This window comes from Bartonella doshiae NCTC 12862 = ATCC 700133 (assembly GCF_000278155.1).
GTDB lineage: Bacteria > Pseudomonadota > Alphaproteobacteria > Rhizobiales > Rhizobiaceae > Bartonella > Bartonella doshiae.
In genome coordinates this window covers 140,728-165,876 of sequence record NZ_JH725097.1, presented here as the reverse complement: position 1 = coordinate 165,876, position 25,149 = coordinate 140,728, and the positions used below count along the sequence as shown (strand labels likewise).

Sequence of the window (25,149 nt, the reverse complement as noted above, 5' to 3'; positions counted from 1 at the left end):
TTGACTGCATCCGGTCTGTTAACTTATGTGAGTGATAACAAACAAACGAGTGTTGGTTTGGAAAATCATCAATATGACTTTGTTGGTGGTGTGATCGGAGGCAATCCTGCTACTTTATACCAAGTTCCTACAGGCAGTAACAGATGGAAAGAATGGTGGCAAATGTTGACGAGTTATCCCAATGTTCATGCTTGTTATGGTCATGCGGATCAAGGATGTGAACATGCTTATGGGGCTTCTTATAAGCATCATGACCAAATTGATTCAATTAAATCAGGTAAATCAGGGGGAAAAAATGAATATATTTTTTAAATTATTAAGTGGGTTAATTCTGCTAAGTATAGCTGGATGTGGTATTGAAAACATTGATAAGCCTTCTCCAGGGTATTTGAGTTTGTGGGAGAAGCCAGGAGCAGATTTTACTGAGATAGCAAAAGCGCTGTTAGAATGTGGAATGCCAGCCCCTTATGATGTTTTTCCAGAAAGCAGGAAGCAGAGCATCAATGCAAAAGCAACAGTTCATGCTTGTATGACCCAAGCAGGATATCACTATAAAAATGAACATGAAGGAGGATGGTGTTATACGTTTAAAGAAGAAAACCTTCCGATTTGTCGTCCAGGTGCTGTCATCCCGCAACGAAGTGTGAAGAGGCGCTTGAATAGCCCGTTTTGTAAAAAGAATCCTAAAGAAGATGAATGTCAGCCTTAAGTCTTGCTTATGATGATCAACAATCCGCCATCCTTACTTTCGCTTGGAATGGCGGGGTTGTTTCCTCAATCCACTTTCTCATTCAGTCCTGAACTGTTTTGGAAGTGGAGGCATAAATATCAACAAACTTATGAGCTTTCTCATCGTAAACAAACCCATTGAAGGAGGGGGAAAATGAAGAAAACTTTGAAATTATTATTGAGTGGAATAGCGCTTCTAAGCACGGCTGGATGTATTAACCAGCCCCCTCCATCGACATTGGCTTTATGGGAAAAGCGAGGTGATGATCAGTCTACGATCGGCCAAACACTGTTAAAATGTGGTTGGAAACCGGTTTATGCTGCTCCTGATGATATGAATTCGCGTATGAGTGAGTTTGCATCCATTTATGAGTGTATGACTAAAGCAGGTTATCGGTACAAATTGCAAGACTCGAAGGGCATATATTTTTCAGAATCTCCACGAAGTGACTCATTGATAAGCAACCTTATGATAGCAGGATATCAGCAATTTATGGATAATGATAATTTTGGTGTGACCAATGCAACGAAACAGGAGCGCGTTTTGTTAAAGCGTTTTGAAAATGCAAAACCAGGTCAAAAAAGAACCAAAGCTTTACAAAAATGACCACCAGCGTCATTCATATTCTTAAAGAAGATTACGCATTGACTCACGCTTTTGTTTATTGCGTTCTTTAATAGAGTCACGCCCTTCACGTAAAACAGAACGATATTGGGTTGCATATTCACGGGCTTGTTTTAAAGAGACATCTCTCAAGGCATCCAACCATTTCGCGACGGCGTCTGTGAAGGGTATAGCGTAAAATCCTTTCAGCACCCCCATCTTTACGCTTGTGAAGAAGCAATTCGGCGCCATCATTATATTTGCCAGCTCCCAATGTTGCTACAGCCCTTGCATTAAGACGATTCATAAGAGCCATTTTTACTCCTTTCTTCCAGTGTTTTTATCCACACACTTATCCCGCTTGTGATGTGCAAGTGAGTGGTTTTGATTGATTCAAGATAGACAAATTTGAAATGAAAGAATCTTACGATATTCGGGGTTCTCATTCAATATGAATAACACTAAATTATCTTTACAAATCAATATATTGTACAGGATATTCTCATTTGGTTATTCTATTCATCGAACAGGATCTATTGAATTGTAGTGAATATGATTTTAAAGGGTACTGCAAGAGTCATCTTTTTTCATATAGATATTCAATATTGATATAAAAGAAGCCGTTATACGTAATTGTTCTCGATATTTAATATGCTTATTAAGATTCATTGAGGTAAAAACAATGATCATATGAGAAATGATCAAGAGGCACTAAGAGAAACAAAAAAGCATTTTGCGTGTTTTGTTCTAAGAAATTGATTATTTTTCAAGTTGTTTGAGGTGATAGAGTGCCTCTAAAGCTTGCTTAGGGGAAAGTTCATCAGGGTGGATATTTTTTAAAGCCTCATGAAGAGCACAAGTTTTATGTGTTTCTTCATTTATGGGAGATGCTGCTTTAAGAGAAAACAGCGGTAAATCATCAATTAATTTATGTCCTTTTCCAGCCATTTCACCTTGTTCTAATTGATGTAGAACATCTGTAGCACGTGTAATCACTTCTTTGGGAAGTCCAGCAAGTTTTGCAACTTGTACTCCATAAGATCGGTCAGCAGCTCCGGGTGCGATTTCATGAAGGAAAACAACATCACCATCCCAATTTTTGACTTTCATGGTTACATTATGAAGGCGGTCAAGTTTCTCGGTGAGTGCTGTCATTTCATGAAAATGCGTGGCGAGGATAGCACGACAGTGGTTAACTTCATGAAGATATTCAACAGCCGCCCAAGCAATGGAAAGTCCATCAAAGGTTGACGTGCCTCGACCAATTTCATCAAGAATAACAAGCGAATGACTACTAGCATGATTCAGGATCGTTGCGGTTTCGACCATTTCCATCATAAAAGTTGAACGCCCCCGTGCAAGATCATCAGAAGCACCAACACGACTAAACAAACGGTCAACAACGCCAATATGCGCTGAGGTGGCTGGAACAAAGGAACCCATTTGTGCCATAATAGCAATGAGAGCATTTTGTCGTAAAAAAGTTGATTTTCCTCCCATGTTTGGACCTGTGAGAAGCCAGATTGGTGCATATTGATGATTTTCTTGTACAGAGAGGTCACAGTCATTAGCAACGAATGGTTCTGCTGCTTGCTTTCGTAATGCTTGCTCCACAACAGGGTGGCGCCCTGCTGTGATATGAAAGGTCAATGAGTTATCAATTGTAGGACGACAATATCCTTGTTCTTCAGCGAGATGCGCTAATGCAACGGATACATCTAAAACAGCAAGGGCTTCTGCGGCTTTACGGATGAAATCAACCTGTTCGGTGATTTCATTGGTAAGAGTATCAAAAATTTCCAATTCAAGCGTCATAGCGTGGTTAGCTGCATGGGCAATACGGCTTTCAAGGTCCGCAAGTTCTGTTGTGGTAAAGCGCATAGCATTTGCCATTGTTTGGCGGTGAATAAAACGCGCTTTTGCTTGTGGAGTATCAGTGAGAGCAGACGCTTGCAGGCTGGTTACTTCAATGAAGTAACCTAAAATATTGTTATGCTTTATTTTAAGTGTTTTGATATCTGTTTCTTTTGCGTATTTTGCTTGAAGTTCAGCAATGACACGACGAGATTCATCGCGTAGGGCCCGCATTTCATCCAGTTCTTTATGATACTGAGGACGAATAAAACCACCATCACGTTTAAGTAGAGGGAGCTCATCGGCTAATGCTTGTTCTAAATGAAGATGCAAAGCAGTTGGTAATTGTGAAAAAATATGTTGCACATCACTTATTTCTTGAGGAAGCAACTCATCATTAAAAAGTTGATGAAGTTCACGAATGATGTCAAAACCGCGCTGAATTGCAGCCATATCACGTGGTCCTCCTCGACCAAGTGCTAAACGTGAAGCCGCGCGGGGCATATCTGGTCCCCCTTTTAAAATGAGCTTTATAGCTTCTGCAAGAGAAGTATTGCGTAGAAAAAAAGCAATTGAATCTAAGCGTTTGTCAATTGTTGAAGGCGTGGTTAAAGGTGCAATAAGGCGATCAATGAGAAGGCGTGATCCTCCTCCTGTTACAGTACGATCAATCGCTTTTAGTAAGCTTCCATCACGTTGCCCTGATGTGGTTCGAACAAGTTCAAGACTGAGTCTTGTTGCAGCATCAATAAAAAGGGTAGCGCTTTCATTTTGACGTTCAGGGCGCATGAGAGGAGGACGGTGGGTTATTTGCGTTTTTTCGATATAACGAATAGCGGCGGCAATTGCGGAGAGTTCGGGACGCGAATAATCGGCAACACCTTCAAGGGTTGATAATTTAAAATATCTACAAATATCGTATTCAGCGGTGATTGTATCAAAAAGACTAGCGGGTTGAGGTGAGAGGATACGATCGAGAACATTAAAAAGTGACTTATGGGATTTATCATGAAAAAAGGAGTCGGATACAATGATTTCTTGTGGGTCCACACGCATAATGTCTGCCAAAAGTTTTTCATGGCGGCTTTCTGTTACACGAAATATACCTGTTGAGATATCAATCCAGGAAAGGGCCAATTCCTCTCCCTCATTGGTTTTGATACAGGCTAGTGTCATCAGATAATTTGCACGCGTTGGATCAAGGAGTTTTTCTTCTGTTATAGTTCCTGGCGTTACAAGGCGAACAACATCACGCTTAACAACTGATTTTGATCCTCGTTTTTTTGCTTCTGCAGGATCTTCTGTTTGTTCACAAACAGCAACGCGATAGCCGCAAGCAATCAATTTTTGCAAATAATCATCTGCAGCATGAACAGGAACACCGCACATAGGAATATCTTTACCCAAATGTTTACCGCGTGCTGTAAGCGTAATTCCTAAAGCTTGAGAAGCTTCAATGGCATCATTAAAAAACAATTCATAAAAATCACCCATTCGGTAAAAGAGAAGGGAATCGCTATGGATAGCTTTGATTTCTATATATTGTTCCATCATCGGTGTAAGACGTTCTTGATGCGGAGCAGATGAGAGCACGAATGGAGTTAAATTATTTTTATGCTCTGTTTTTTTATTCATTTTTATGCGTCCGTTTCCTATAAGTGAGGATTTGACACCCTTTTTTGTTTACTTCAATGTTTATCTTCATTATCTCTAAATTGAAACGCATGATAAGGTTTGTTAAAGTAAGCATAGCGATTTCTGATATGTGAATCAAATTTTAAAATCGGATAATGACATGCATTATCGCGCAAAATTTACACTGTTTGTGGAGAAAATAAAGTGAGATGAAAAAAGGTGAGCAGGATCAGAAAACGCATAAAACGGTTTATAATGCCAATGAGCGAGAAGCTCTTGATTTTCATAGTCGTGGTAGGCCAGGGAAGCTTGAAATTATTGCAACAAAATCTATGGCAACGCAGCATGATTTAGCGCTTGCTTATTCGCCAGGTGTTGCTGTTCCGGTTAAAGCAATAGCGCAAAATCCTGCGTTGGCTTATGATTATACAACAAAAGGTAATCTTGTTGCTGTTATTTCAAATGGTACAGCTATTTTAGGTTTAGGCAATTTAGGGGCGCTAGCATCTAAACCAGTGATGGAAGGCAAAGCAGTGCTTTTTAAACGCTTTGCCGATATTGATTCTATAGATCTGGAAGTTGATACGAATGATCCAGAGAGTTTTATCAATTTAGTGCGTCATTTAGAGCCCTCTTTTGGTGGTATCAATCTTGAAGACATTAAAGCGCCAGAATGTTTTATGATTGAAAGTCGCTTACGTGAGGTTATGAATATTCCTGTTTTTCATGATGACCAACATGGTACAGCGATCATTGTGGCTGCTGGCGTACTCAATGCTTTGTGTTTAACAGGGCGTGATATGCAAAATACTCGGTTAGTCTGTAATGGCGCTGGTTCTGCTGGGATTGCTTGTATTGAACTGATTAAGGCAATGGGATTTCGACCTGAAAATATCATCTTATGTGATACGAAAGGCGTTGTCTATGAAGGTCGTGAAGAGGGAATGAATCAGTGGAAGTCCGCTCATGCTATTCGAACGGATAAGCGCACGCTTGTTGAGGCAATGGAAGGTGCTGACATGTTTTTCGGGGTTTCTGCTAAAGGTGCTATTACCCCTGAAATGGTAAAGTCTATGGCACCACAACCAATCATTTTTGCTATGGCCAATCCTGATCCAGAAATTACGCCGGAAGAGGTTATGCAAGTGCGTGATGATGCCATTATCGCTACAGGTCGTTCAGATTATCCAAATCAGATTAATAATGTTCTTTGTTTTCCTTATATATTTCGTGGTGCTCTTGATGTGCGTGCGAAAGTCATTAATGAAGATATGAAGATTGCTGCAGCAAGGGCTTTAGCAGGTTTGGCTCATGAGGAAGTGCCTGATAGTGTTGCTGAAGCTTATCGTGGAAAGCGGTTAAAATTTGGTCCAAATTATATCATCCCTGTTCCTTTTGATCCGCGTTTGTTTACGGTTGTTTCAATTGCGGTGGCAAAAGCAGCAATGGAAAGCGGTGTTGCGCAAAAGCATATTGATGATTTAGAGGCTTATGAGCGTGATTTGAGGGCAAGACGTGATCCCATTTCCTCTATGATGCGTGGAGTTTATAATCATGTTCGTCAAGCGCCAAAACAAATTGTCTTTGCAGAAGGTGAAGAAGAACAGGTAATGCGCGCAGCTGTTTCCTATGTTCATCAGAATTTAGGACAAGCGATTTTGATTGGTCGTGAAGAACAAGTGAGAGAAACTGCTTTTATTGCTGGTATTGATCTTGAGCGTGAAGGTATTTCTGTTATGAATGCTAAGCTCTCTTGTCGCACGGATGCTTATGCGAATTATCTTTATAAAAAGATGCAACGCCAAGGTTGGTTGTTGCGCGATTGTCATCGCCGTATCAATAATGATCGTAATTATTTTGCTGCATGTATGGTGGCATTAGGGGATGCTGATGCAATGGTTACAGGGGTGACACGCAATTATGAAACTGCGTTGATTGATATACGCCGAGTAATTGATGAGAAACCCAAGGAACGGTTGATTGGTATTTCAATGGCTATTTGCCGTGGAAGAACGGTGTTTATTGCCGATACAGCTATTTATGAGGCTCCTGACGCTGAGGAACTTGCTGATATAGCAGAACAGACAGCTTCTTTTGTTAGAGAATTTGGATATCAACCACGGGTAGCATTTGTAGCATTTTCTACTTTTGGTTATATGAAAGGACAAGTTACGCAAAAAATTCAGGATGCTGTTAACATGTTGCATGAACGCAAAGTTGATTTTGAATTTGATGGAGAAATGAGTGCTGATGTGGCGCTTAATTTGAAATTGATGCAGCAATATCCCTTTATGGGATTAACGGAACCAGCTAATATTTTAGTAATGCCTGGGTATCATGCCTCTTCCATTGCTAGCAAAATGTTGCAAGAGCTTGGTGAAGCAACCATTATTGGTCCTATTTTGATTGGATTGAAAAAATCTGTCCAAATTGTACCGTTTAGTGGAAACGATACGGATGTTGTCAATATTGCAATGCTAGCAGCTTATCATGCGAAAAAGTTGTAAAAATAAAGGCCTCTGATATTTCAGGGCCTTTACAGAAATTAAAAAGTAAGTTCTTAAGATGGCTGTATTTTGCTGTCTTTCTTTTCTTCGGCAATACGCTTCTGGAAAAGGGCAGCAAAATCAATTGGGTCAATCCATAAAGGTGGAAAACCACCATTTTGGGTGGCATCAGAGATAATTTGCCGTGCAAATGGAAACAAAAGACGAGGGCACTCAATAAAAACAAGCGGCATAACATGTTCTTGAGGGATATTTTTGAGATGAAAAACACCACCGTAAATCAATTCCACATGAAACAATATTGCCGTATCATCATTGGCTTTGACAGAGAGGGATAAAACAACATCATAATTGTCATCACCAATTGGGTTAGCGTTGACATTAATGTTGATATCAATTTCTGGCGCTTTTTCACGCGGACGCAATGATTGCGGTGCACTTGGGTTCTCGAATGAGAAATCTTTTAAATATTGAGTTAATACAGCAAAAACTGGCTCTGCACTATTGTTATTCACTTCACCTTCGGCCATACTACGAACCTCTCATTATAACAAAATATTATTTCTATTTTAGATCTGAAGATTAAGCTGGTTATCACGCCTTGTAGAAGGTTGCAAGGAATGCTCTTCTTATCTTGATTGTTTTTTTCGTGTTCGTTACAGATTTTTTTAGGCCTTTTAAGGACTATCATCATTTTTACGCCATGGAGATTCCTTGGTATTATAAATCTTGTAGTCTTCCGCATTAAGATCAATTATTTTTTCAGATTGATATGTGCTATTGGTATTATTTTTAGTATGAGTATTTATTTTGTTTCTAAATGATGAAAAGAAATGCCAGATAATAGAACGGATTGGCTTAATAATAAGCAATATTCCCAAAATATCGCTTACAAAGCCGGGAAGAATAAGCAAAATCGCTCCTATAATGATGAGACCATCATTGATGATATCACTTTCTACTGTTCGTCCTTGGATAAGTTCGCGTTGTATATTTTTTAAGATGCTAATTCCTTGAATTCGCAATAAAATGCTTCCAGCACATGTTGTGAGAATGACCAGAATCAAAGTGGCTAAAATCCCAATTTCTTCTCCGACAAAAATAAAGCCGGCGATTTCAATCAAGAGAACGCTAAGGGAGGTAACGATAAAAAGGCGAGGCTTTATAAGATAAGACTTTATCACATGAAAATTCCTTTTTCAGTGTTTGGAATAGAAAATCAGTAAGAGCTAACTTTTAGAATATAAATGTATTAAAGGTTATAAAAAATATTAAATGGCAGATTCCCTATTTTACATATTTATTGATAAATGGTATTGACTGCAATGTTCATTACAGATCACCTTAGGCTTGGAGATTGACAGAGTCCATGGAATTTGACGTATTATTTGTCGTAGCTCTTATTATTATGGTTGTTGTTTTTGTGCAACTCCGCAATGTATTAGGAAAACGGATTGGTTTTGAAAAGCCTCCCTTTGATCCTTATTCGGGTTGTTCTAAAAAACAGATTGAGACGGAAACGGCTGACAGTATTGTTTCGTTCCCCCATCAAGCTAATTCGCAAAAGAACAATTTTAGTGAAATTGATGCAATTGCACCAAAAGGAAGTGCACTAAATAAAGGTTTGCGGGCCATCTACGAAATTGATCCTCATTTTTCGCCTCAATTTTTTATAAAAGGCGCTCAAGTTGCTTATGAAATGATTGTAACAGCTTTTGCTAAAGGTGATCGCAATCAACTTAAAAAATTGCTTTCTCAGGATGTTTTTGAAAGTTTTTGTGCTGCCATTGAAAAACGCGAAAACAACAATGAAAGAATTGAGTTTACTTTTGTTGGAATTAATAAGATCGAGTTTATCAAGGCAGCAATACAAGATAAGGATGAATTTATAACTGTGCGGATTATCAGTGAAATGATTTCTGTAACCTATAATGAGCAAGGAGAACGTATAGATGGTGATTCTGATGCTATTGTAGAAATTAGAGATATTTGGACTTTTGTTCGCAATAGCTTATCATCGGATCCAAATTGGAAGCTTTTTGCAACGGAAGATGAAAATTAAGGCGTTTTTCATCTATAAGATCGTATCAATAAAGTTTATGAGAGATTGAAAATTCCAATGTCCACGGGTGAATGGAGACAAAAAAAGGATCCATTGGTTCCACAGGACCGTCTGCTATGGGAGATGGTTTGCCGCACAATAATACCGCTTCATGATAAGGTTCATGCTTCTATTGTGAAAGATGCTGCAAATATTGACAATAAAAAACAACACGGAACACAAATCTCCCCATTGATTCAAGCAAATCAAAAGAGATCAACAGTGGTTAAAAGAGAAAAGAGGACGGTTGCACAAACACCAAAGGTCTCTTTCTTCGATCGTGTTGTACATCGTAAAATTGCCAAGGGGCATTATCCTCTTGAGGCTCGTCTTGATCTTCATGGGTATGGGCAGGAAGAAGCCTATTTTTTCTTGAAAAAATTTCTACAATCATCTCAACAAAAAGGATTACGTTATGTACTCGTGATAACAGGGAAAGGTCGGTCACATGGGAGTGATGGCATTTTGTATCAGTTTGTCCCTCACTGGTTGTCAACACCGGCTTTTCGATATTATGTTCATGCATTTGAGCAAGCTTCCCGTCAGCATGGTGGTTGTGGAGCGCTGTATGTTCGATTGCGCCGTTTTGTGCCAGAGAAAGAGGTATGATGCTGTTTGGCTGTTTTAGATTCAATATGGGTTTCATTAGGTATATTATTTTGCAAGCAATGATATCCTCTTTCCGATATAATCAACCATATAGCCAATAAACCTAGCATTGCAGATATTTTGGGTATTTGTGTGCTTTTTTATTATTTTTTGTATAATTGCAAGAGAAACAAAACTGGAAAACATAAATAAATTAGAGATAGTCCGACTATTAGAACGAAAGAACAATTTAGGAAGAACTGCGTTGACTATAATCTTTGCGCTCGTTTCTCATATTCGAATGTGCGTGTTTTTTGGGTATACATATCTTTAAGCTAGAGCATTGAATAGGATTGAGCTGCAGCTTATTAAGATGAATTATATCGTTTTTAATTGTTAGTATGCTAGATGCAATAGTCTTCAAAAAGATAGAACAGATTGGCTTTATCTTTTTATATATTACCATTGATGGTTTACCACGTGTGATCGATTTTTCTTGCAGAACTATCTATGGCTGAAAATTTTGTGCTAATTCTAATATAGCTTAGCTTATATAATAGGAAACTTATGAAATTTATTGATAAGGCGTATGTATATTAAAAAACCTGAAATCTTTTTTCATTATTAATCATAAAATTGCAAAGATGGTTATAGAAGATAATGCAGGCGACGGTTTGTGTTATATACCGAAATGCCTGTACTTTCTGCGAGCATTATGTAAGGTCTGATTTTTCAGAAGCTGAAGGAATAGGGAAAAGAATTTCACCAAACCAATAAGGAAGTGATAATAGTAGAAAAGATTGAATATGTTACAGTGGGGGTTAAGAAGTTTACACAATAAAGAAAATTAAGATTGGCATAGAGCTAATGAGCACAGAAAATATAACAAAAGACAAGGAGGTGTACGTATTAGCCCTTTGGAAATACAAAGAAAATAAAAAGCAGATATCTACTTTCTAGAGGTATGTCATTGAATTTTGATCGTTCCTTTCATATGGGTGAATGAATTATCTTCTGCCGCGATATTAGTGTAGACTGTTTCTGTATTCCAATCTTGAACATGAACGACATTAGAATTCTTTTTAGGCTCTTGCCAGTAAACCATGAATACATTTTTACTGACTTCAACAGCGGTATATTCCACTGTATCTTCGATGCCTTTAAAGGCGCCAGATGTTCCTTTAAATGCCATTCTCCGGTTATCATGGAAGTTAAGTTCAAAAACAGCTTCACCAAAGTTCATTTCTGCTACTTTGCCAATAGGGGGATAAGGATTGTTTATATGCCAAGGAGTTTCACCGGCAAAAACTTTTGCTCCAAAGTCAAGAGATTGTTGACTAGGAAGATCGGGATATTTTTTCTCCATATCAGAAATAATGCTGGAAGAGTCCTTATATGAAATGGCAGCATTTTTGTAGTCAGTAAGATATTTTTTTACAAAATCGAGCGATGTCGGAGATGTATCATTTTTAATATAGTGTCCAGGAATAACCATTTCTGGTTTCAGTGATTGCATATCCTCAATACGCTTTATCCACAAATCAAGACCCTGAATGTTTGAGATATCAGCTATCCAAATATGCCCGCCGGTCGATATTGAGACGCCGCCAAGTACGGTTTTCAGGGAAGGGATCCAATAGATAACTGTGTGCTGTATTATTTCCATCCTGTCGAATATCGATATCTTGACCATCAATAATCAATTGATGAGAGGTTACAGAATCAGGAATATATTAATTCTTCTGGAGCATCAGTTCCCATTGTTTCTTTCCACACGTTTCTCTTCGCATCTTTGGTAACAGAGACTAGATACGCTTGTTTGTGCAGTTGATATTATTTGTGCTTGAGGGAACGCTTTTTTAATTTCATGTAGTCCAAAATAATAATTAGGGTCACTATGTGAGATAAAAATATATTTTAGATTTTTTTTGGTATTTTGCTTGCTTTAGGGGATAGAGACTCCTTCAGACTCTAGTCTGAAGCTCGTTTGTTTCTTTTAGTAAGCTCTTATTGCTGATTTATAGGATTGAATTTATATTTTAAAACGGTAAGTTGTTGAACAAAACTCACATGTGACAGAAATTTGTTTGTTTTCAACAAGTTGATTGTATTCTTCAGTAGAAAATCCATCTAATATTTCTTTAATTTTTTTGCGCGAACAGGAGCATTTATCTACAAGAGAAATGGGATTAAAGACTTTGACACCTTGTTCATGGAAAAGACGGTACAGAAGTCTTTTACTGCCAACTTTTGGATCTATCAGTTCTTCATTTTCAATTGTTGCAGTTAGAGCTTTGGCTTCTTGCCATTGGTTTTCAAGTTGAGCACGCGTTTTCGTTTCTTCTTGTTTGTGATCACGTTCATGTATTTTATGATGAGGCGATGCTTGGGGTAAGAGTTGGGTCAAAATGCCACCTGCTCGCCAGTTTTTTTGTGGTTTTCCTTGTTGGTTACGATTGATTAAGATAACAACTGCCAAACGGATATCGGTGGGGATTTGTTCTGATTGGTCAAAATAAGTGCGGGCAACTTCTTGTAAATTTGATCCATCTAATGCAACTATTCCCTGATAGCGCTGTGTATAAGTACCCTGGTCAATAGTAAATGCTAAAGTTCCTTTTCCGAGAAGTGTTTCTGAAGATGTTTGGCCATTCGCTATTGCTTGTTTTAGCTTATCGTCATCAAAACGAGCATACCCCCGTAGATTGGAGGGAGGAGAAAAGTCACACACCAACATGTTAACCGGTCCATCAGAATGGGTTTGTAAGATAAATTTTCCTTTAAGTTTTAGGGAGGTCCCAAGCAAGACAGTCAAAACTAATGCTTCTGCTAGAAGGTAAGAAACAGGTTCAGGGTATTGATGTCTTGTGAGAATAGAATTTAAACTTTCCCCAAGTTGTACAGCACGTCCACGGATATCAAGTTCTTTAACTTGAAAGGGGATAACGATATCATCTTCATTCAAGAAGATGTTACGGAGGTAAGCATCTTTAGTTTGTCTGCGTTTTTCACTCATATTTTGCCTTTTGTGTAATTTGTTTTGGCTCGCTATTGTGGAGAGAAAAATGCATCTTGTAAACACCAAGCAAGAATGGCTTTTTGAGCATGAAGACGATTTTCAGCTTCATCAAAAACCACAGAATTTGGTCCATCAATCACGGCATCAACAACTTCTTCTCCACGATGAGCAGGAAGGCAATGCATGAAAAGAGCATCGGGTTTGGCTAATTTCATTAAAGCTTCATTGACTTGATAAGGCTGAAAAATAGAATGGCTGCGGGCACGAAACTCTTGTCCCATGGAAACCCATGTATCTGTCATAATACAGTCAGCATCTTCAGCGGCTTCTTGGGGAGAATGGGTTAACGTAATATGAGCTCCTCGTTCACGTGCCCAGTATACAAATTTTTCTCGCGGTTCACTGCCTTTTGGTGTTGCAATTCGGAGATGAAAGTCAAAAAGAGCTGCTGCTTCAATTAATGAATGCAGCACATTATTACCATCTCCCATCCACGCAAATGTTTTGTGAGCAATGGGTCCACGATGTTCTTCATAGGTTAGTATATCCGCTAGAATTTGGCAAGGGTGGGTGTCATCTGTGAGTGCATTAATGACAGGAACTTGCGCATATTGCGCCAATTCGAGCATCCGGTGATGTGCTGTTGTGCGTAACGTGATGATATCCACAAAACGCGATAAGACGCGTGCTGTATCGGCGATAGTTTCGCTATAACCAAGCTGCATCTCTGAGCCTGTTAACATGATCGTGTTTCCACCAAGCTGGCGCATACCGATATCAAATGAAACACGAGTTCGTGTAGACGGTTTTTCAAAAATCATCGCTAGGGTTTTACCAACAAAGGGTTTTGAACTTTTTTCTTCTTTGAAGGTTGCTTTGAGGGTTTTAGCATAATCGATAAGTGAGCGAGCTACGAGTGGAGTTAAGGCGGATAAGTCTGTTAGGTGATGAAGAGCGTTTGTCATATTTATGATACTTGTCTTTTTGGGTTTATTTGTGAAAGATGAGCAATGGCTCTTTCAATACGATACAAAGCTTCACATATTTCTTCTTCAGTGATAGTAAGAGGAGGCAACAAACGCACTACATTGTTATTGGCACCAACACTTAAAAGATATTCATTTTCCAAGGCATTGATAATGTCCTCTTGAGGGATAATAGACTGAATACCCACCATTAGACCTATGCCTTGAATGGCGCAGATAATATCAGGGTAGGTGTTGAGAATGGTTAAAAGTCCACTTTTTAGCTTATCCCCCATGTTCTGAACATGGTCGAGGAAACCTGGTTCTAATATGATATCAAGAACACTGTTTCCTACAGCCATACCAAGCAGATTTCCTCCAAAGGTCGATCCGTGCGTTCCTGGTGTCATACTTTTTGCGGCTTTCTCTGTAGCAAGACAAGCGCCCAATGGAAAGCCGCCTCCGATTCCTTTTGCAAGAGTGAGAATATCGGGTGTGATATCACTCCATTCATAGGCAAAAAGTTTTCCTGTTCGTCCAATGCCAGTTTGGACTTCATCTAAAATCAATAACAAATCATTATCATCGCATATTTTACGCAAAAACTTTAAATTTTCATGAGATACTGTTCGTATTCCTCCTTCTCCTTGGATGGGTTCAATAAGGATAGCTGCTGTATTTTTATTGACAGCGTTACGCAAAGCGTTTTCATCACAAAAAGGAATTTGAATAAATCCACCAGCTTTAGGTCCAAAACCTTTCAGATATTTTTCTTCTCCAGTAGCAGCAAGGGTTGCAAGCGTGCGACCATGAAATGCGCCTTCAAAAGTAATAATCTCAACGCGTGTTGAATGACCGGATGCATAATGGTAATGACGAGCAGTTTTAAATGCGCATTCCAGTGCTTCAGCGCCGGAATTGCAGAAAAAGACCTTATCAGCAAAGCTATTTTCACAAAGCCGTGCGGCAAATATTTCTTGTTCATGTGATTGAAAAAGATTAGAAATATGCCAAAGTTTTTCAGCTTGTATTTTGAGAGTATTGACCAATTTGGGATGCGTATGTCCTAATGCATTGACAGCAATGCCGGATGTGAAATCAAGATAACGCTCTCCTTTATCGGAAAGAAGCCATACACCATTGCCTTGTTTAAAATGCAAATTACGGCGAGTGAAAGTATTGTAGAGTGGTTGTATAGCGGTGGTATTCATCATTTTTTCCTTTATTTTTTGAATTTTGCAATACAACAAACAAAGCAACGTTATACTATAAAACAACGTTGTATTATTGAAAACATTGTTTCAGCAAATTCATTACGATAAATTATATCACCCACATAATAGATCATTGCACCGATTGGCAAAAAGTCAATGAAAATTCTTTAAAGATGAATTTGTAAAAAAGTCTTAAGAAAAAATGAGAGATTAAGCTATGATTGATTTGCAAGTTGGGGAAAACATTCTAAATAGACTATTCCAGGAGGAAAGGCACTTGTCATAGAGTCAGTGCATATTGTAATTTAAATCATTAAGCAAGATTGTGTTTCAGTTTTAAATTCCATAGGTTGAGTGAAGTTTTTATGCTCGTGTAGGGTATAAAGTTTTTCCATTCGGCTCATTGGGAGTGTGATTGGAACATTTGAAGGTGCAATGGGATACCTCTCAATGAGGTGATCAGAATGGAGTGCTGATATGGGTTGGACATGTGAACGCGTTGAACTTCTTAAGAAGTTTTGGAGTGAAGGTTTAAGTGCAAGTCAGATTGCCGCTCAATTAGGTGGGGTTAGTAGAAATGCGGTGATTGGTAAAGTACACCGGTTAAAATTGCCGGGACGTGGTAAGACAGCACAGGTGGTATCACGTACACAAAAGACACTTGTAGGTTCTAATCCACCGTCTCCGCGGATGCGCCGCACCACATCGACAATTTTGCCAACGAATAATGCCACGTCTTGTAGTGTTGGAGCAACAGCTTTAAAAATGGAATTTGTAGCGGAGGAAGTGACAGAAGTTGATATGTCGGCAAAATCGAATGTGGTTGTGCCTATATCGCGCCAGCTTAATCTTTTACAATTGGGCGAAAATACATGCAGATGGCCTGTTGGGGATCCTTTATCATCAGATTTTTATTTTTGTGGTGCCGATTCTGGTGAAAATAGTCCTTATTGTGCATTTCATGCAAAAATAGCGTTTCAGCCAATATCTGAAAGACGGCGGATAAGAATATAATATTCGCAAATATAATTTAATTAAGTTTCATTTTTTCGTGTTATTGCGTGATTATGTACCGTTGAGTGTTTCTTCTGTTATTATAGCCTTTTCAATTTTGGGTAGGAATTTTTCCTGGTAAATTTGCCATGTTAGAGGACCTATATGTTTGGCAATAATGATACCATCTTGATTCAAGAGAAAAGTTTCTGGTGGTCCGTATACCCCCCAGTTAATAGCTGTATGTCCTGATGCATCAAAGCCAATAACTTTAAAAGGATTGCCAAAATTGTTCAGAAAGCGTTTGGCGTTTTCTTTGTTGTCCTTATAATTAATTCCAATAAGGTCAAAACGTTGATCTTGTGCGATCTGCATGAGAAGAGGCTGTTCTTCACGACAGGAGAAGCACCAAGATCCCCAAAAATTGATCAATGTGATGCGTCCTTTAAACTGTTCTGAATCTAAATAGTTTGTCTTATCAAGAGAGGGAAGATTTATTTTCGGAGCACGTTTTTCAGCGAATGTAATTGGAATAAGAGAAGTATAATTTGCATCTTTTTTTTCTATAAAGCTGAAGAAAAACATAATAAGAAAAAGCAAAAGCAAAAATGGTCCAAAAAGACTCAAAAAGACGGGAAAGGATATCTTTTTTTTAGTTTTTGAATGGATGCTTTTCATTGTATTTTTCTTTCAAGAATAACTCTTTTGCGTTTAGCCTCTGTAGGATTTTTTTTTGATGAATTGCTTTACGAAGAATATACCCAGTAAAACAAAGAAGAGAAATTGCGGAAAGCATGTAGCTCAAAATAACAATTTGCTCATGGTGTAAGGTTCCAAGGAAAAAATCAATTTTCTGCGATAAAGTTCCTAGAATGCCACTTTTCATGCTGTTTAAATGGGGCATGATGAAGAGTCCTGATGTCGTACACGACGGGCTTTTTTTATCCGAAGGACTTTGATATGACGACTGTCGATTTCATTACACATAGCCATTAAATATAACAAAATGAATATACAGGTAAAACAAAATATCATTGTTATCAGTGGCCATAACATAGCATGTTCAATTGTTGTGCCTCCTGAACGGAAAAGTGATGCTGGTTGATGAAGTGTATTCCACCAATTAACGGAAAATTTAATAATGGGGATATTCACAAGGCCAACCAATGTTAAAATTGCTGTGGCGCGTGTAGCTTTTGCTTGATTGTCAAAAGCACGAACTAACATGATAATAGCAAGGTAGATAAAAAGCAGAATTAAAACCGATGTTAACCGCGCATCCCATACCCACCATGTTCCCCATGTTGGACGCCCCCAAAGTGCTCCTGTCATCAAGGCTAAGGCTGTAAAAACTGCACCGATAGGTGCACCACATTTAAGTGCAACGTCAGCAAGATGATATCTCCAAATGAGAGTTCCTAGTGCAGCAGCACTCATTATTACATAACAAACTGTAGATAACCATGCAAATGGTACATGAATATACATAATTTTAACAGTGATTCCCTGTTGATAATCATTAGGGGAATACAGAACCAAAATGAGTCCTAAGAGAAGAAGACACAATGTTGTACCCGTTAACCAAGGCAAAACGGCTCTGCTTATTTTCATGAAACACGTTAAACTTGCAGGAAGAATTTTCATTTTATGGATGTGAGATATTTCATTCATGAGGTTTATAATAGGCAGACTTTAGCATTGCGGCAATCATCTTTTGCTATTCTGATAAAAACCTGAGCGTTATAGCGGCAACAAAAGAGCTAAAAAGACTCAGAAGGAGCGAAAAAGCGATAAGCAAAGTTAAAGAAGAGAGAAAAGAAACATTTGGATTTATTGGAGCTGTAGCAGTTAAAACACCAAAAATCATGATTGGAATTATCCATGGTAAAATGATGATAAAAATAAGAAGAGTACTGTGCAATAATGACGTTGCGAGTGCCGCTCCAATAGCACCAATAAAAATGATAGCTGGTGTTCCGCATAAGAGGCTGAGTATTGTTGTAAAAGTTATTGTTGCATCTAACTGAAGCATTAAAGCTAAAATAGGAGTGACAAAAATAAGGGGGAGCATAGTTCCTACCCAATGAGCAAGACATTTGATAAATACAATTAATGTAAGACTTTGTCTTTCTCCAGAAAGGATAAATTGATCAAGATTGCCATCATCGCGATCGGCTTGGAAAAGTTTATTCAGATTAAGGAGTCCTGCGAGAAGAGCTCCGAACCATAATATGCCTGGACCTATTTTTGCAAGAATTTTTGGATCTGGTCCGATGGCGAAGGGCGTTATCATAATAACAGCAATGAAAAACAAAAGTCCTGTTAATGAAGAAGCTTGTGGAGCTAAGGTTAGTTTGAGATCACGCCAGAACAATGCGTTCATTCTTTTTTCTCCTGAGGAGGTAAAAATTTTTCTAGGGCAATTCTATGGTTTTCTGGGATACCGAGAGAATTATGGGTTGCTGCGATAATCATGCCCCCTTGGTTCAGATGGTGTTGGAAAAGATGAGTAAGGAGAGTTTGGGCATGGCTATCAAGACCTGATATTGGTTCATCTAAAATCCAAATAGGACGAAAGGAAAGCAAAAGGCGGGCAATGGCGACACGTCGTTTTTGCCCGATTGACAAAACATTAAAAGGTAACTGCTCAAGATCAGCAAGACCAAGATCAGCAAGGGCTTCATAAGGATTGCGTAAATGTTGCCCATAAAATGCTGACCAGAATTTCAGATTGTCTATAACTGATAAGGAAGATTTCATAGCATTTTGTGTGCCGAGATAATGACACGCAGTTGCTACGGGGTATGTTTGTTTGTGGTCTTTAAGACTTACATGACCTTCATCAGCTTTAAGAAATCCAATAATGATTCGCAGTAATGTAGATTTTCCAATGCCATTTGGACCTGTTATTGTCATAAATTGCCGTGGAAATAAACAAAAAGAAAGACCTTGAAACAGAATTTTTTCGTTTCTATATGCTGCTAAATCTTTGCCAAATAGTACCATGCAATTACCTGTTTTGCTTTTATTTCTATAATCTTTATTGCATTATAGGATAAAAAACACGTTTTTTATGCAATTATGTCTAGAATAGTTCTAGAAATAGTTCTATAAGCTACCTGTTGCATCAAGATCTGGTGTGGAATAATTTTTGACGCCGATTTCTGAATTTGCCAATGAGAAGGTGAAGGGAGAGATGGTTGTATCTGCGCTCAAGCTATGACCTTGACTTGTAGTTTGTGTTGTTCATTCTGGGGGGAGATTTGGGTAGTTTGTAGTATGAGGGTGGGCAGTCATGTCTCAAATTAATAGCTTTAATTGTCGTAGAACTTTAGATGTTGGTGGTAAGCAATACACTTATTACAGTTTGATTGAAGCAGAGAAAAATGGCCTTAAGGGTATTTCTCGCTTACCATTTTCGATGAAAGTTATTCTAGAAAATTTATTACGATTTGAAGATGGTCGTACGGTTAAGAAAGAGGATATTTTAAACGTTGCTAAGTGGTTAGATGACAAAGGCAGCGCTGGTGCAGAAATTGCTTACCGCCCCGCACGTGTTCTCATGCAGGATTTTACAGGTGTTCCTGCTGTTGTCGATCTTGCAGCAATGCGCGATGCTATGGTGAAGCTTGGAGGTGATGCTGAAAAAATCAATCCTCTTATTCCTGTTGATCTAGTCATTGATCATTCGATTATAGTCGATAGTTTTGGCAGTTCTACAGCTTTTAAGGAAAACGTTGAATATGAGTATGAGCGTAATGGTGAGCGCTACCGTTTCCTTAAATGGGGGCAGCAAGCCTTTCAGAATTTTCGTGTTGTTCCCCCAGGAACGGGGATTTGCCACCAAGTTAACCTAGAATATTTAGCACAGTGTGTATGGATGAGGGATGAAGAGGGGCGCAAGACCGTTTATCCTGATACTTGTGTGGGAACTGATTCGCATACAACTATGGTGAATGGTTTAGGTGTTTTAGGTTGGGGTGTTGGTGGTATTGAAGCAGAAGCAGCAATGTTAGGCCAGCCCGTTTCTATGCTGTTGCCTGAAGTGATTGGTTTCCGTCTAACAGGTAGGCTTAAAGAAGGCGTGACTGCTACTGATTTAGTATTGACGGTTACGCAAATTTTACGCAAGAAGGGCGTTGTCGGTAAATTTGTTGAGTTTTTTGGTCCAGGTTTGGAGCACATGACGCTTGCTGATAGGGCAACGATCGCAAATATGGCTCCCGAATATGGAGCAACCTGTGGTTTTTTTCCAATTGACAAAGAAACAGTGCGTTATCTCAACATGACAGGGCGTGATGAAAGTCGGATTGCTTTAGTAGAGGCTTATTCCAAAGCGCAAGGGATGTGGCATGACGAGATGATCGCCAATCCCATTTTTAGTGATACAATTGAATTAGATATGGAAAGTATTGTGCCTTCTATGGCTGGTCCTAAACGTCCTGAAGGGCGTATTGCATTGGAAAGTGTTGGGCAAGGTTTTGAGGAGGCATTATTTAGTGACTATAAGAAAACTTTTGATCAAGATGGCCGTTATAGAGTTGAAGGTGAGGAATATGATCTTGGCCATGGCGATGTGGTGATTGCTGCGATTACTTCTTGTACGAATACATCAAATCCAAGTGTTCTTATTGCGGCAGGTCTTTTGGCACGTAATGCTGTAGCAAAAGGTCTCAAGAGCAAGCCATGGGTTAAGACTTCTCTTGCGCCTGGCTCGCAAGTTGTCGAAGCTTATCTTATCAATTCAGGTTTGCAAAAAGATTTAAATACACTAGGGTTTAATTTAGTGGGTTTTGGGTGCACAACCTGTATAGGGAATTCTGGTCCTTTGTCACCAGTTATTTCCAAAACAATTAATAATAATAGTTTAATTGCAGCTGCGGTTCTTTCAGGAAATCGTAATTTTGAAGGGCGCGTATCGCCTGATGTACAAGCGAACTATTTAGCTTCGCCACCACTCGTTGTTGCGTATGCTTTGGCAGGGACAGTGCGTAAAGATTTAACGAAGCAGCCTCTTGGAGTAGGTTCAGATGGTCAATCAGTTTATTTGAGAGATATTTGGCCAACTTCTAAAGAGATACAGGAATTTATCGAGAAGAATATTACACGTAAGATTTTTGTCGAAAAATACGCAGATGTCTTTAAAGGAGATGAAAATTGGCAAAAAGTTCAGGTTCCAACGGGAGCTACCTATTCTTGGGATGAGCAATCAACGTATGTGCGTAATCCACCTTATTTTGATAATATGCAGAAAATCCCTGAGGTGCTGTCAGATATTAAAGAAGCACGAATCCTAGGTCTGTTTGGTGATAAAATCACGACAGATCATATTTCTCCTGCTGGTGCTATTAAGGTTGATTCCCCTGCTGGAAAATATCTAATTGATCATGGGGTTAAAGTAGCTGATTTTAACCAGTACGGAACGCGTCGCGGGAATCATGAAGTTATGATGCGGGGGACCTTTGCCAATATTCGCATTCGTAATTTTATGTTAGGGGATAATGGTCGTGAAGGAGGCTATACAGTTCATTATCCGTCAGGAGAAGAACAAGCAATTTATGATGTAGCAATGAAATATAAGCGGGAGGGTATTCCACTCGTTGTTTTTGCTGGTATTGAGTATGGCAATGGGTCATCTCGTGATTGGGCCGCTAAGGGGACAAATCTCCTTGGGATAAAAGCGGTGATTTCTCAGTCTTTTGAGCGAATTCATCGTTCTAATCTTGTTGGTATGGGAATTGTTCCCTTTGTATTTGAAGACGGTGCAAGTTGGCAATCTTTTGGTTTAAAGGGGAATGAAAAGGTAACGATTGAAGGGATCAATAACTTGAAGCCTCGTCAGAAAACTGTTGCTACAATCACTTTTGCTGATGGAACAGTAAAAATCATTCCATTGTTGTGTCGTATCGATACTGAAGATGAGTTGGAATATTTACATAATGGTGGAATTTTGCAATATGTTTTGCGTAATCTTGCAGTTTAAACCCCATTTGTTTGTTTAAGCGTATTTTCTCAAGATGGGGATCAAGAAAGTTGGGCTATTATTATTTTGTATGTCCTTCTTTGAAAATTCAGCCCTTCTTTGAAAATTCGATTGACGTTGGCTTTAAGGTTGCGTTATAAGCTCCGTAGTTATGAGCAGCTTTAAAGTTTAGCTTGGCTTGGATTTATTTATATTGGTAGAGATGTCGTGAGACTATTCCTATCCGATGAATTAAAAGAGAGAGATATTTATGGCGAATACACCTTCGGCTCAAAAGGCAGTGCGTAAGGTTGCTATGCGTACGCAGGTCAATCGGGCCCGCCGTTCACGCGTTCGTACTTTTATGCGTAAGTTTGATGATGCTTTGGCTGGTGGCGATAAGGCATCTGCTGAAATGGCATTTAAGGATTTTGAGCCTGAAATTATGCGTGCGGTTTCCAAAGGGGTTTTTCATAAAAATGCTGCCGCACGAAAAGTGTCGCGTTTAGCAAAACGTTTAAAGGCGCTTAGCATTTAAGTTTTTCTATTTTATTAAAAAATTGGCCAGCATCCCTAGGGGTGCTGGCTTTTTTATTGTTCTCTAAAAATCTTATATTGTTGGGGAAGTATGGGGCGATTCTTTTTATGAAAAGGAAGGTTAGGATTGTAGAATTTGGATGGTTATCCACAAGCTTTGTGGATTTTTACAGAGTCTTTTTTGTCAAGCTTTTTTTATTTTTTTTTTTAATCTGAAAAGATTCTTTATTCCTGGTAATTTTAGAGAAAAAAAAGTGAATTGAATCAATTATTTTTCTCATGTCTGATTTATATGAGCATATTTATAGAAGTTTTTTATGGGCTTTTGATTTTTATTTGACCCCTTGCATTTTACCTTTGCTGTTTTGTATGGTTCTCACGGAGGCTGAAAACAGACAAGGTTTAGATCAGCTAATTGCCCTGTATTGTGTTGAGTGAAGGGGGATGAGTTTGGACTATCATGAGTCTCATGTTGGAGGGATTTTCTAGCGTGTTTTTTAGTTTTCTTAATTGGTATGTTTTCCATTTTAGAAGAGGGGATTATATCATGAGTACAAGTAAATCTTATTGGTCATCTTTGTTAGTGGGGTTGTAATAAGGCTATCCTAGGGGAGAGTGAATAATTTTATTGGGGTAGGTCGTTTTTGCCTTCGCTGAGTCTGTTTTAGCTGTTTGGCGAGACAAATTTAATTTTTTATCGGGATGAAAGATGGTGGATAAATTGAACTCTAGAACTAGTTCCTTTAAAAAGGTTTCGGTAAATATCCTGTCGGCAGAGAGAATAATAAAAAATAAGATGACGGATATAACGGATATAAGTGGATCAGTCGGTAGGAGTGCTTCTGTAGGGCATTCAGTTATTTCAGAGGAAGAAGGTGCTGCAGCTTTTGCACGTGTGATGGCACAAGTAAAGGCACAGGTTGGCATAGAGGCTTATACGAGTTGGTTTGGTCGTTTGAAGCTTGCTGAATATAGCCGTAATATTGTGAAACTCTCTGTTCCTACAGCATTTTTGCGTTCATGGATTAATAATCACTATGGCTCTCTTTTAACCAATTTATGGAAACAAGAGAATTCAGCGATTCTTCGTGTTGAAGTTATTGTGCGTGGTATGAAGCGCGTTTCAAAAGGTGTTGTATGTAGGACGAGTGCTGCTCCTGTTATTTTAGAGGAACAAACATCTTCGCCTTTTGTTGAGAGTTATACAGAGCATTCAGTAAAGGGTGTTGAAACAGGGATTTTAGGTTCACCCCTTGATTCTCGTTATACTTTTGAGAATTTTGTTGAAGGATCTTCTAATCGTGTTGCTTTAGCAGCAGCGCGTTCTATTGCAGAGGGTCATAAAAGTGCTTTGCGCTTTAATCCTCTTTTTATTCATGCATCCGTTGGTTTAGGGAAGACACATTTGCTTCAGGCTATAGCTGCTGCTGCTCTAAAGCGTTTAACATCTGCGCGCGTTATTTATTTAACTGCTGAATATTTTATGTGGCGTTTTGCGACCGCTATTCGTGACAATGATGCTCTTTCTTTTAAGGAACAGCTTCGTGATATTGATCTTTTGATTATTGATGATATGCAATTTTTGCAAGGAAAATCAATACAGAACGAATTTTGTCATTTGCTCAACATGTTGCTTGATAGTGCAAAACAGGTTGTTGTTGCTGCGGATCGTCCGCCAGCAGAATTAGAATCACTAGATCTTCGAGTTAGGTCTCGACTACAAGGAGGGGTCGCTCTTGAGATTGAAGCGCCGGATTATGAAATGCGTTTAAAAATGTTGCGTCAGCGGTTAAAAGTTGCGCAGCAAGATGATAACATGGTTACTATTTCTGATGAGGTTCTGGAGTATATTGCTAAAACAGTTTTAGGGTCAGGGCGCGATATTGAAGGGGCATTTAATCAATTATTATTTCGTCAGTCTTTTGAGTCGGATTTATCTCTAGAGCGGATTGATGAATTGTTGGGCCATTTGGTGCGTTCAGGAGAGCCTAAACGTATTCGTATTGAAGAAATTCAACGTGCGGTTGCGCGTCATTATAATGTTTCTAAGCAAGATTTATTATCTAATCGTCGGACGCGTACAGTTGTAAAGCCGCGACAAGTTGCGATGTATTTGGCGAAAATGTTGACACCTCGCTCATTGCCGGAGATCGGCCGTCGTTTTGGAGGGCGTGATCATACAACGGTTTTGCATGCTGTACGTAAAATTGAAGATATGGTTTGTGATGATCAAACATTAGCAAAAGAGCTTGAGTTGCTTAAGCGTTTGATCGGAGAGCAGGCTGCATAATATTTATAAATTTCCTTTTTTCAGGATGTATTACGGAGAAATGGCAGAGGGTATTTTTTTCTTGTGCAGGACCCACTTGCCATTTGTGAAGAGGTTGAATAGACTTCAAAAAGTGATTCTTTTAAGTGAATCGGTTGTTTTTTTATCTCTA

21 protein-coding genes and 2 pseudogenes are annotated in these 25,149 nt (G+C 38.8%); 10 read left to right on the top strand and 13 right to left on the bottom strand.

All coding sequences use genetic code 11. The features are described 5' to 3' along the window. The 3 genes and pseudogenes from MCS_RS08500 to MCS_RS07455 all read left to right on the top strand — a co-directional run. Window positions 1-312 (top strand): annotated as a pseudogene (locus MCS_RS08500) (hypothetical protein); the annotation flags it as partial. After that, window positions 296-709 (top strand): hypothetical protein, encoded by a 414-nt coding sequence (locus MCS_RS07460; RefSeq protein WP_004857153.1) that lies wholly within the window; start codon window positions 296-298, stop codon window positions 707-709. The pseudogene MCS_RS08500 and the gene MCS_RS07460, both read left to right, overlap by 17 nt. Window positions 710-883: 174 nt before the next feature. Next, window positions 884-1,336, top strand: a complete 453-nt coding sequence (locus MCS_RS07455) for a hypothetical protein (protein ID WP_004857150.1) — start codon at window positions 884-886, stop codon at window positions 1,334-1,336. 27 nt (window positions 1,337-1,363) lie between these two features. Here MCS_RS07455 and MCS_RS08255 read toward each other — a convergent pair. Both MCS_RS08255 and mutS read right to left on the bottom strand, forming a co-directional pair. Further along, a pseudogene (locus tag MCS_RS08255) lies at window positions 1,364-1,649 on the bottom strand (Arm DNA-binding domain-containing protein); the annotation flags it as partial. A 443-nt stretch (window positions 1,650-2,092) separates the two neighbouring features. Beyond that, a complete protein-coding gene (gene mutS, locus MCS_RS07445) occupies window positions 2,093-4,822 on the bottom strand; it encodes a DNA mismatch repair protein MutS (protein WP_004857143.1) in 2,730 nt (909 codons plus the stop codon). A gap of 209 nt (window positions 4,823-5,031) precedes the next feature. Between mutS and MCS_RS07440 the strand changes: the two genes are divergently transcribed. Beyond that, a complete protein-coding gene (locus tag MCS_RS07440) occupies window positions 5,032-7,329 on the top strand; it encodes an NADP-dependent malic enzyme (RefSeq protein ID WP_004857141.1) in 2,298 nt (765 codons plus the stop codon). Window positions 7,330-7,382: 53 nt separating this feature from the next. On the opposite strand, the gene secB is transcribed toward MCS_RS07440, so the two are convergent. Together secB and MCS_RS07425 are read right to left on the bottom strand one after the other, a co-directional pair. Next, complete coding sequence (secB, locus tag MCS_RS07435) at window positions 7,383-7,859, bottom strand: protein-export chaperone SecB (protein WP_004857138.1); 477 nt, start codon at window positions 7,857-7,859, stop codon at window positions 7,383-7,385. A gap of 147 nt (window positions 7,860-8,006) precedes the next feature. Further along, the gene (locus tag MCS_RS07425) at window positions 8,007-8,513 is read right to left on the bottom strand and encodes an FxsA family protein (RefSeq protein WP_004857135.1); all 507 of its coding nucleotides are present in this window, start codon (window positions 8,511-8,513) and stop codon (window positions 8,007-8,009) included. Between the two features lie 185 nt (window positions 8,514-8,698). On the opposite strand from MCS_RS07425, the gene MCS_RS07420 reads away from it, so the two are divergent. Both MCS_RS07420 and MCS_RS07415 read left to right on the top strand, forming a co-directional pair. Beyond that, window positions 8,699-9,391 (top strand): Tim44/TimA family putative adaptor protein, encoded by a 693-nt coding sequence (locus MCS_RS07420; protein ID WP_004857132.1) that lies wholly within the window; start codon window positions 8,699-8,701, stop codon window positions 9,389-9,391. A gap of 57 nt (window positions 9,392-9,448) precedes the next feature. After that, entirely contained in the window at window positions 9,449-10,039 is a 591-nt protein-coding gene (locus tag MCS_RS07415) for a Smr/MutS family protein (protein ID WP_004857129.1), read from the top strand. A gap of 946 nt (window positions 10,040-10,985) precedes the next feature. Here the strand turns inward: MCS_RS07415 and MCS_RS07410 are convergent. The 4 genes from MCS_RS07410 to MCS_RS07395 form a co-directional block, all read right to left on the bottom strand. Next, the gene (locus tag MCS_RS07410; RefSeq protein ID WP_244596024.1) at window positions 10,986-11,711 is read right to left on the bottom strand and encodes a MoaF-related domain-containing protein; all 726 of its coding nucleotides are present in this window, start codon (window positions 11,709-11,711) and stop codon (window positions 10,986-10,988) included. Window positions 11,712-12,050: 339 nt separating this feature from the next. Continuing rightward, window positions 12,051-13,034, bottom strand: coding sequence for an Hsp33 family molecular chaperone (locus MCS_RS07405; RefSeq protein WP_004857124.1), 984 nt, complete (start codon window positions 13,032-13,034; stop codon window positions 12,051-12,053). Between the two features lie 32 nt (window positions 13,035-13,066). Next, window positions 13,067-14,002, bottom strand: coding sequence for an ornithine carbamoyltransferase (gene argF, locus MCS_RS07400; RefSeq protein WP_004857122.1), 936 nt, complete (start codon window positions 14,000-14,002; stop codon window positions 13,067-13,069). A 2-nt stretch (window positions 14,003-14,004) separates the two neighbouring features. Next, window positions 14,005-15,213: an aspartate aminotransferase family protein gene (locus tag MCS_RS07395; protein WP_004857119.1), complete on the bottom strand. Its 1,209-nt coding sequence runs from the start codon at window positions 15,211-15,213 to the stop codon at window positions 14,005-14,007. A gap of 480 nt (window positions 15,214-15,693) precedes the next feature. On the opposite strand from MCS_RS07395, the gene MCS_RS07390 reads away from it, so the two are divergent. After that, a complete protein-coding gene (locus tag MCS_RS07390; protein WP_004857117.1) occupies window positions 15,694-16,230 on the top strand; it encodes a GcrA family cell cycle regulator in 537 nt (178 codons plus the stop codon). A gap of 51 nt (window positions 16,231-16,281) precedes the next feature. On the opposite strand, the gene MCS_RS07385 is transcribed toward MCS_RS07390, so the two are convergent. Genes MCS_RS07385 through ccmA form a run of 5 tightly spaced genes read right to left on the bottom strand, consistent with a single transcriptional unit; the run spans window position 16,282 to window position 19,215 of the window. Continuing rightward, window positions 16,282-16,887 carry a DsbE family thiol:disulfide interchange protein gene (locus MCS_RS07385; RefSeq protein ID WP_004857114.1) on the bottom strand — a complete coding sequence of 202 codons (606 nt, stop codon included), beginning with the start codon at window positions 16,885-16,887 and terminating at the stop codon, window positions 16,282-16,284. After that, window positions 16,862-17,113, bottom strand: coding sequence for a hypothetical protein (locus MCS_RS08785; RefSeq protein ID WP_004857113.1), 252 nt, complete (start codon window positions 17,111-17,113; stop codon window positions 16,862-16,864). The genes MCS_RS07385 and MCS_RS08785 overlap by 26 nt, the downstream gene beginning before the upstream one ends. Continuing rightward, a complete protein-coding gene (locus tag MCS_RS07375) occupies window positions 17,101-17,880 on the bottom strand; it encodes a heme ABC transporter permease (RefSeq protein WP_024864234.1) in 780 nt (259 codons plus the stop codon). Before MCS_RS07375 ends, MCS_RS08785 begins: the two co-directional genes overlap by 13 nt. A gap of 46 nt (window positions 17,881-17,926) precedes the next feature. Further along, window positions 17,927-18,592, bottom strand: a complete 666-nt coding sequence (gene ccmB / locus MCS_RS07370; protein ID WP_004857106.1) for a heme exporter protein CcmB — start codon at window positions 18,590-18,592, stop codon at window positions 17,927-17,929. Beyond that, window positions 18,589-19,215 (bottom strand): heme ABC exporter ATP-binding protein CcmA, encoded by a 627-nt coding sequence (ccmA, locus tag MCS_RS07365; RefSeq protein WP_004857103.1) that lies wholly within the window; start codon window positions 19,213-19,215, stop codon window positions 18,589-18,591. The genes ccmB and ccmA overlap by 4 nt, the downstream gene beginning before the upstream one ends. Window positions 19,216-19,504: 289 nt before the next feature. Between ccmA and acnA the strand changes: the two genes are divergently transcribed. The 3 genes from acnA to dnaA all read left to right on the top strand — a co-directional run bounded on the left by acnA (window position 19,505) and on the right by dnaA (window position 24,998). Next, entirely contained in the window at window positions 19,505-22,192 is a 2,688-nt protein-coding gene (gene acnA / locus MCS_RS07360; RefSeq protein ID WP_004857100.1) for an aconitate hydratase AcnA, read from the top strand. Window positions 22,193-22,442: 250 nt separating this feature from the next. Further along, window positions 22,443-22,709 (top strand): 30S ribosomal protein S20, encoded by a 267-nt coding sequence (gene rpsT / locus MCS_RS07355; protein ID WP_004857098.1) that lies wholly within the window; start codon window positions 22,443-22,445, stop codon window positions 22,707-22,709. Window positions 22,710-23,417: 708 nt separating this feature from the next. Beyond that, window positions 23,418-24,998: a chromosomal replication initiator protein DnaA gene (gene dnaA, locus MCS_RS07350; protein ID WP_004857093.1), complete on the top strand. Its 1,581-nt coding sequence runs from the start codon at window positions 23,418-23,420 to the stop codon at window positions 24,996-24,998. Window positions 24,999-25,149: the final 151 nt, after the last annotated feature.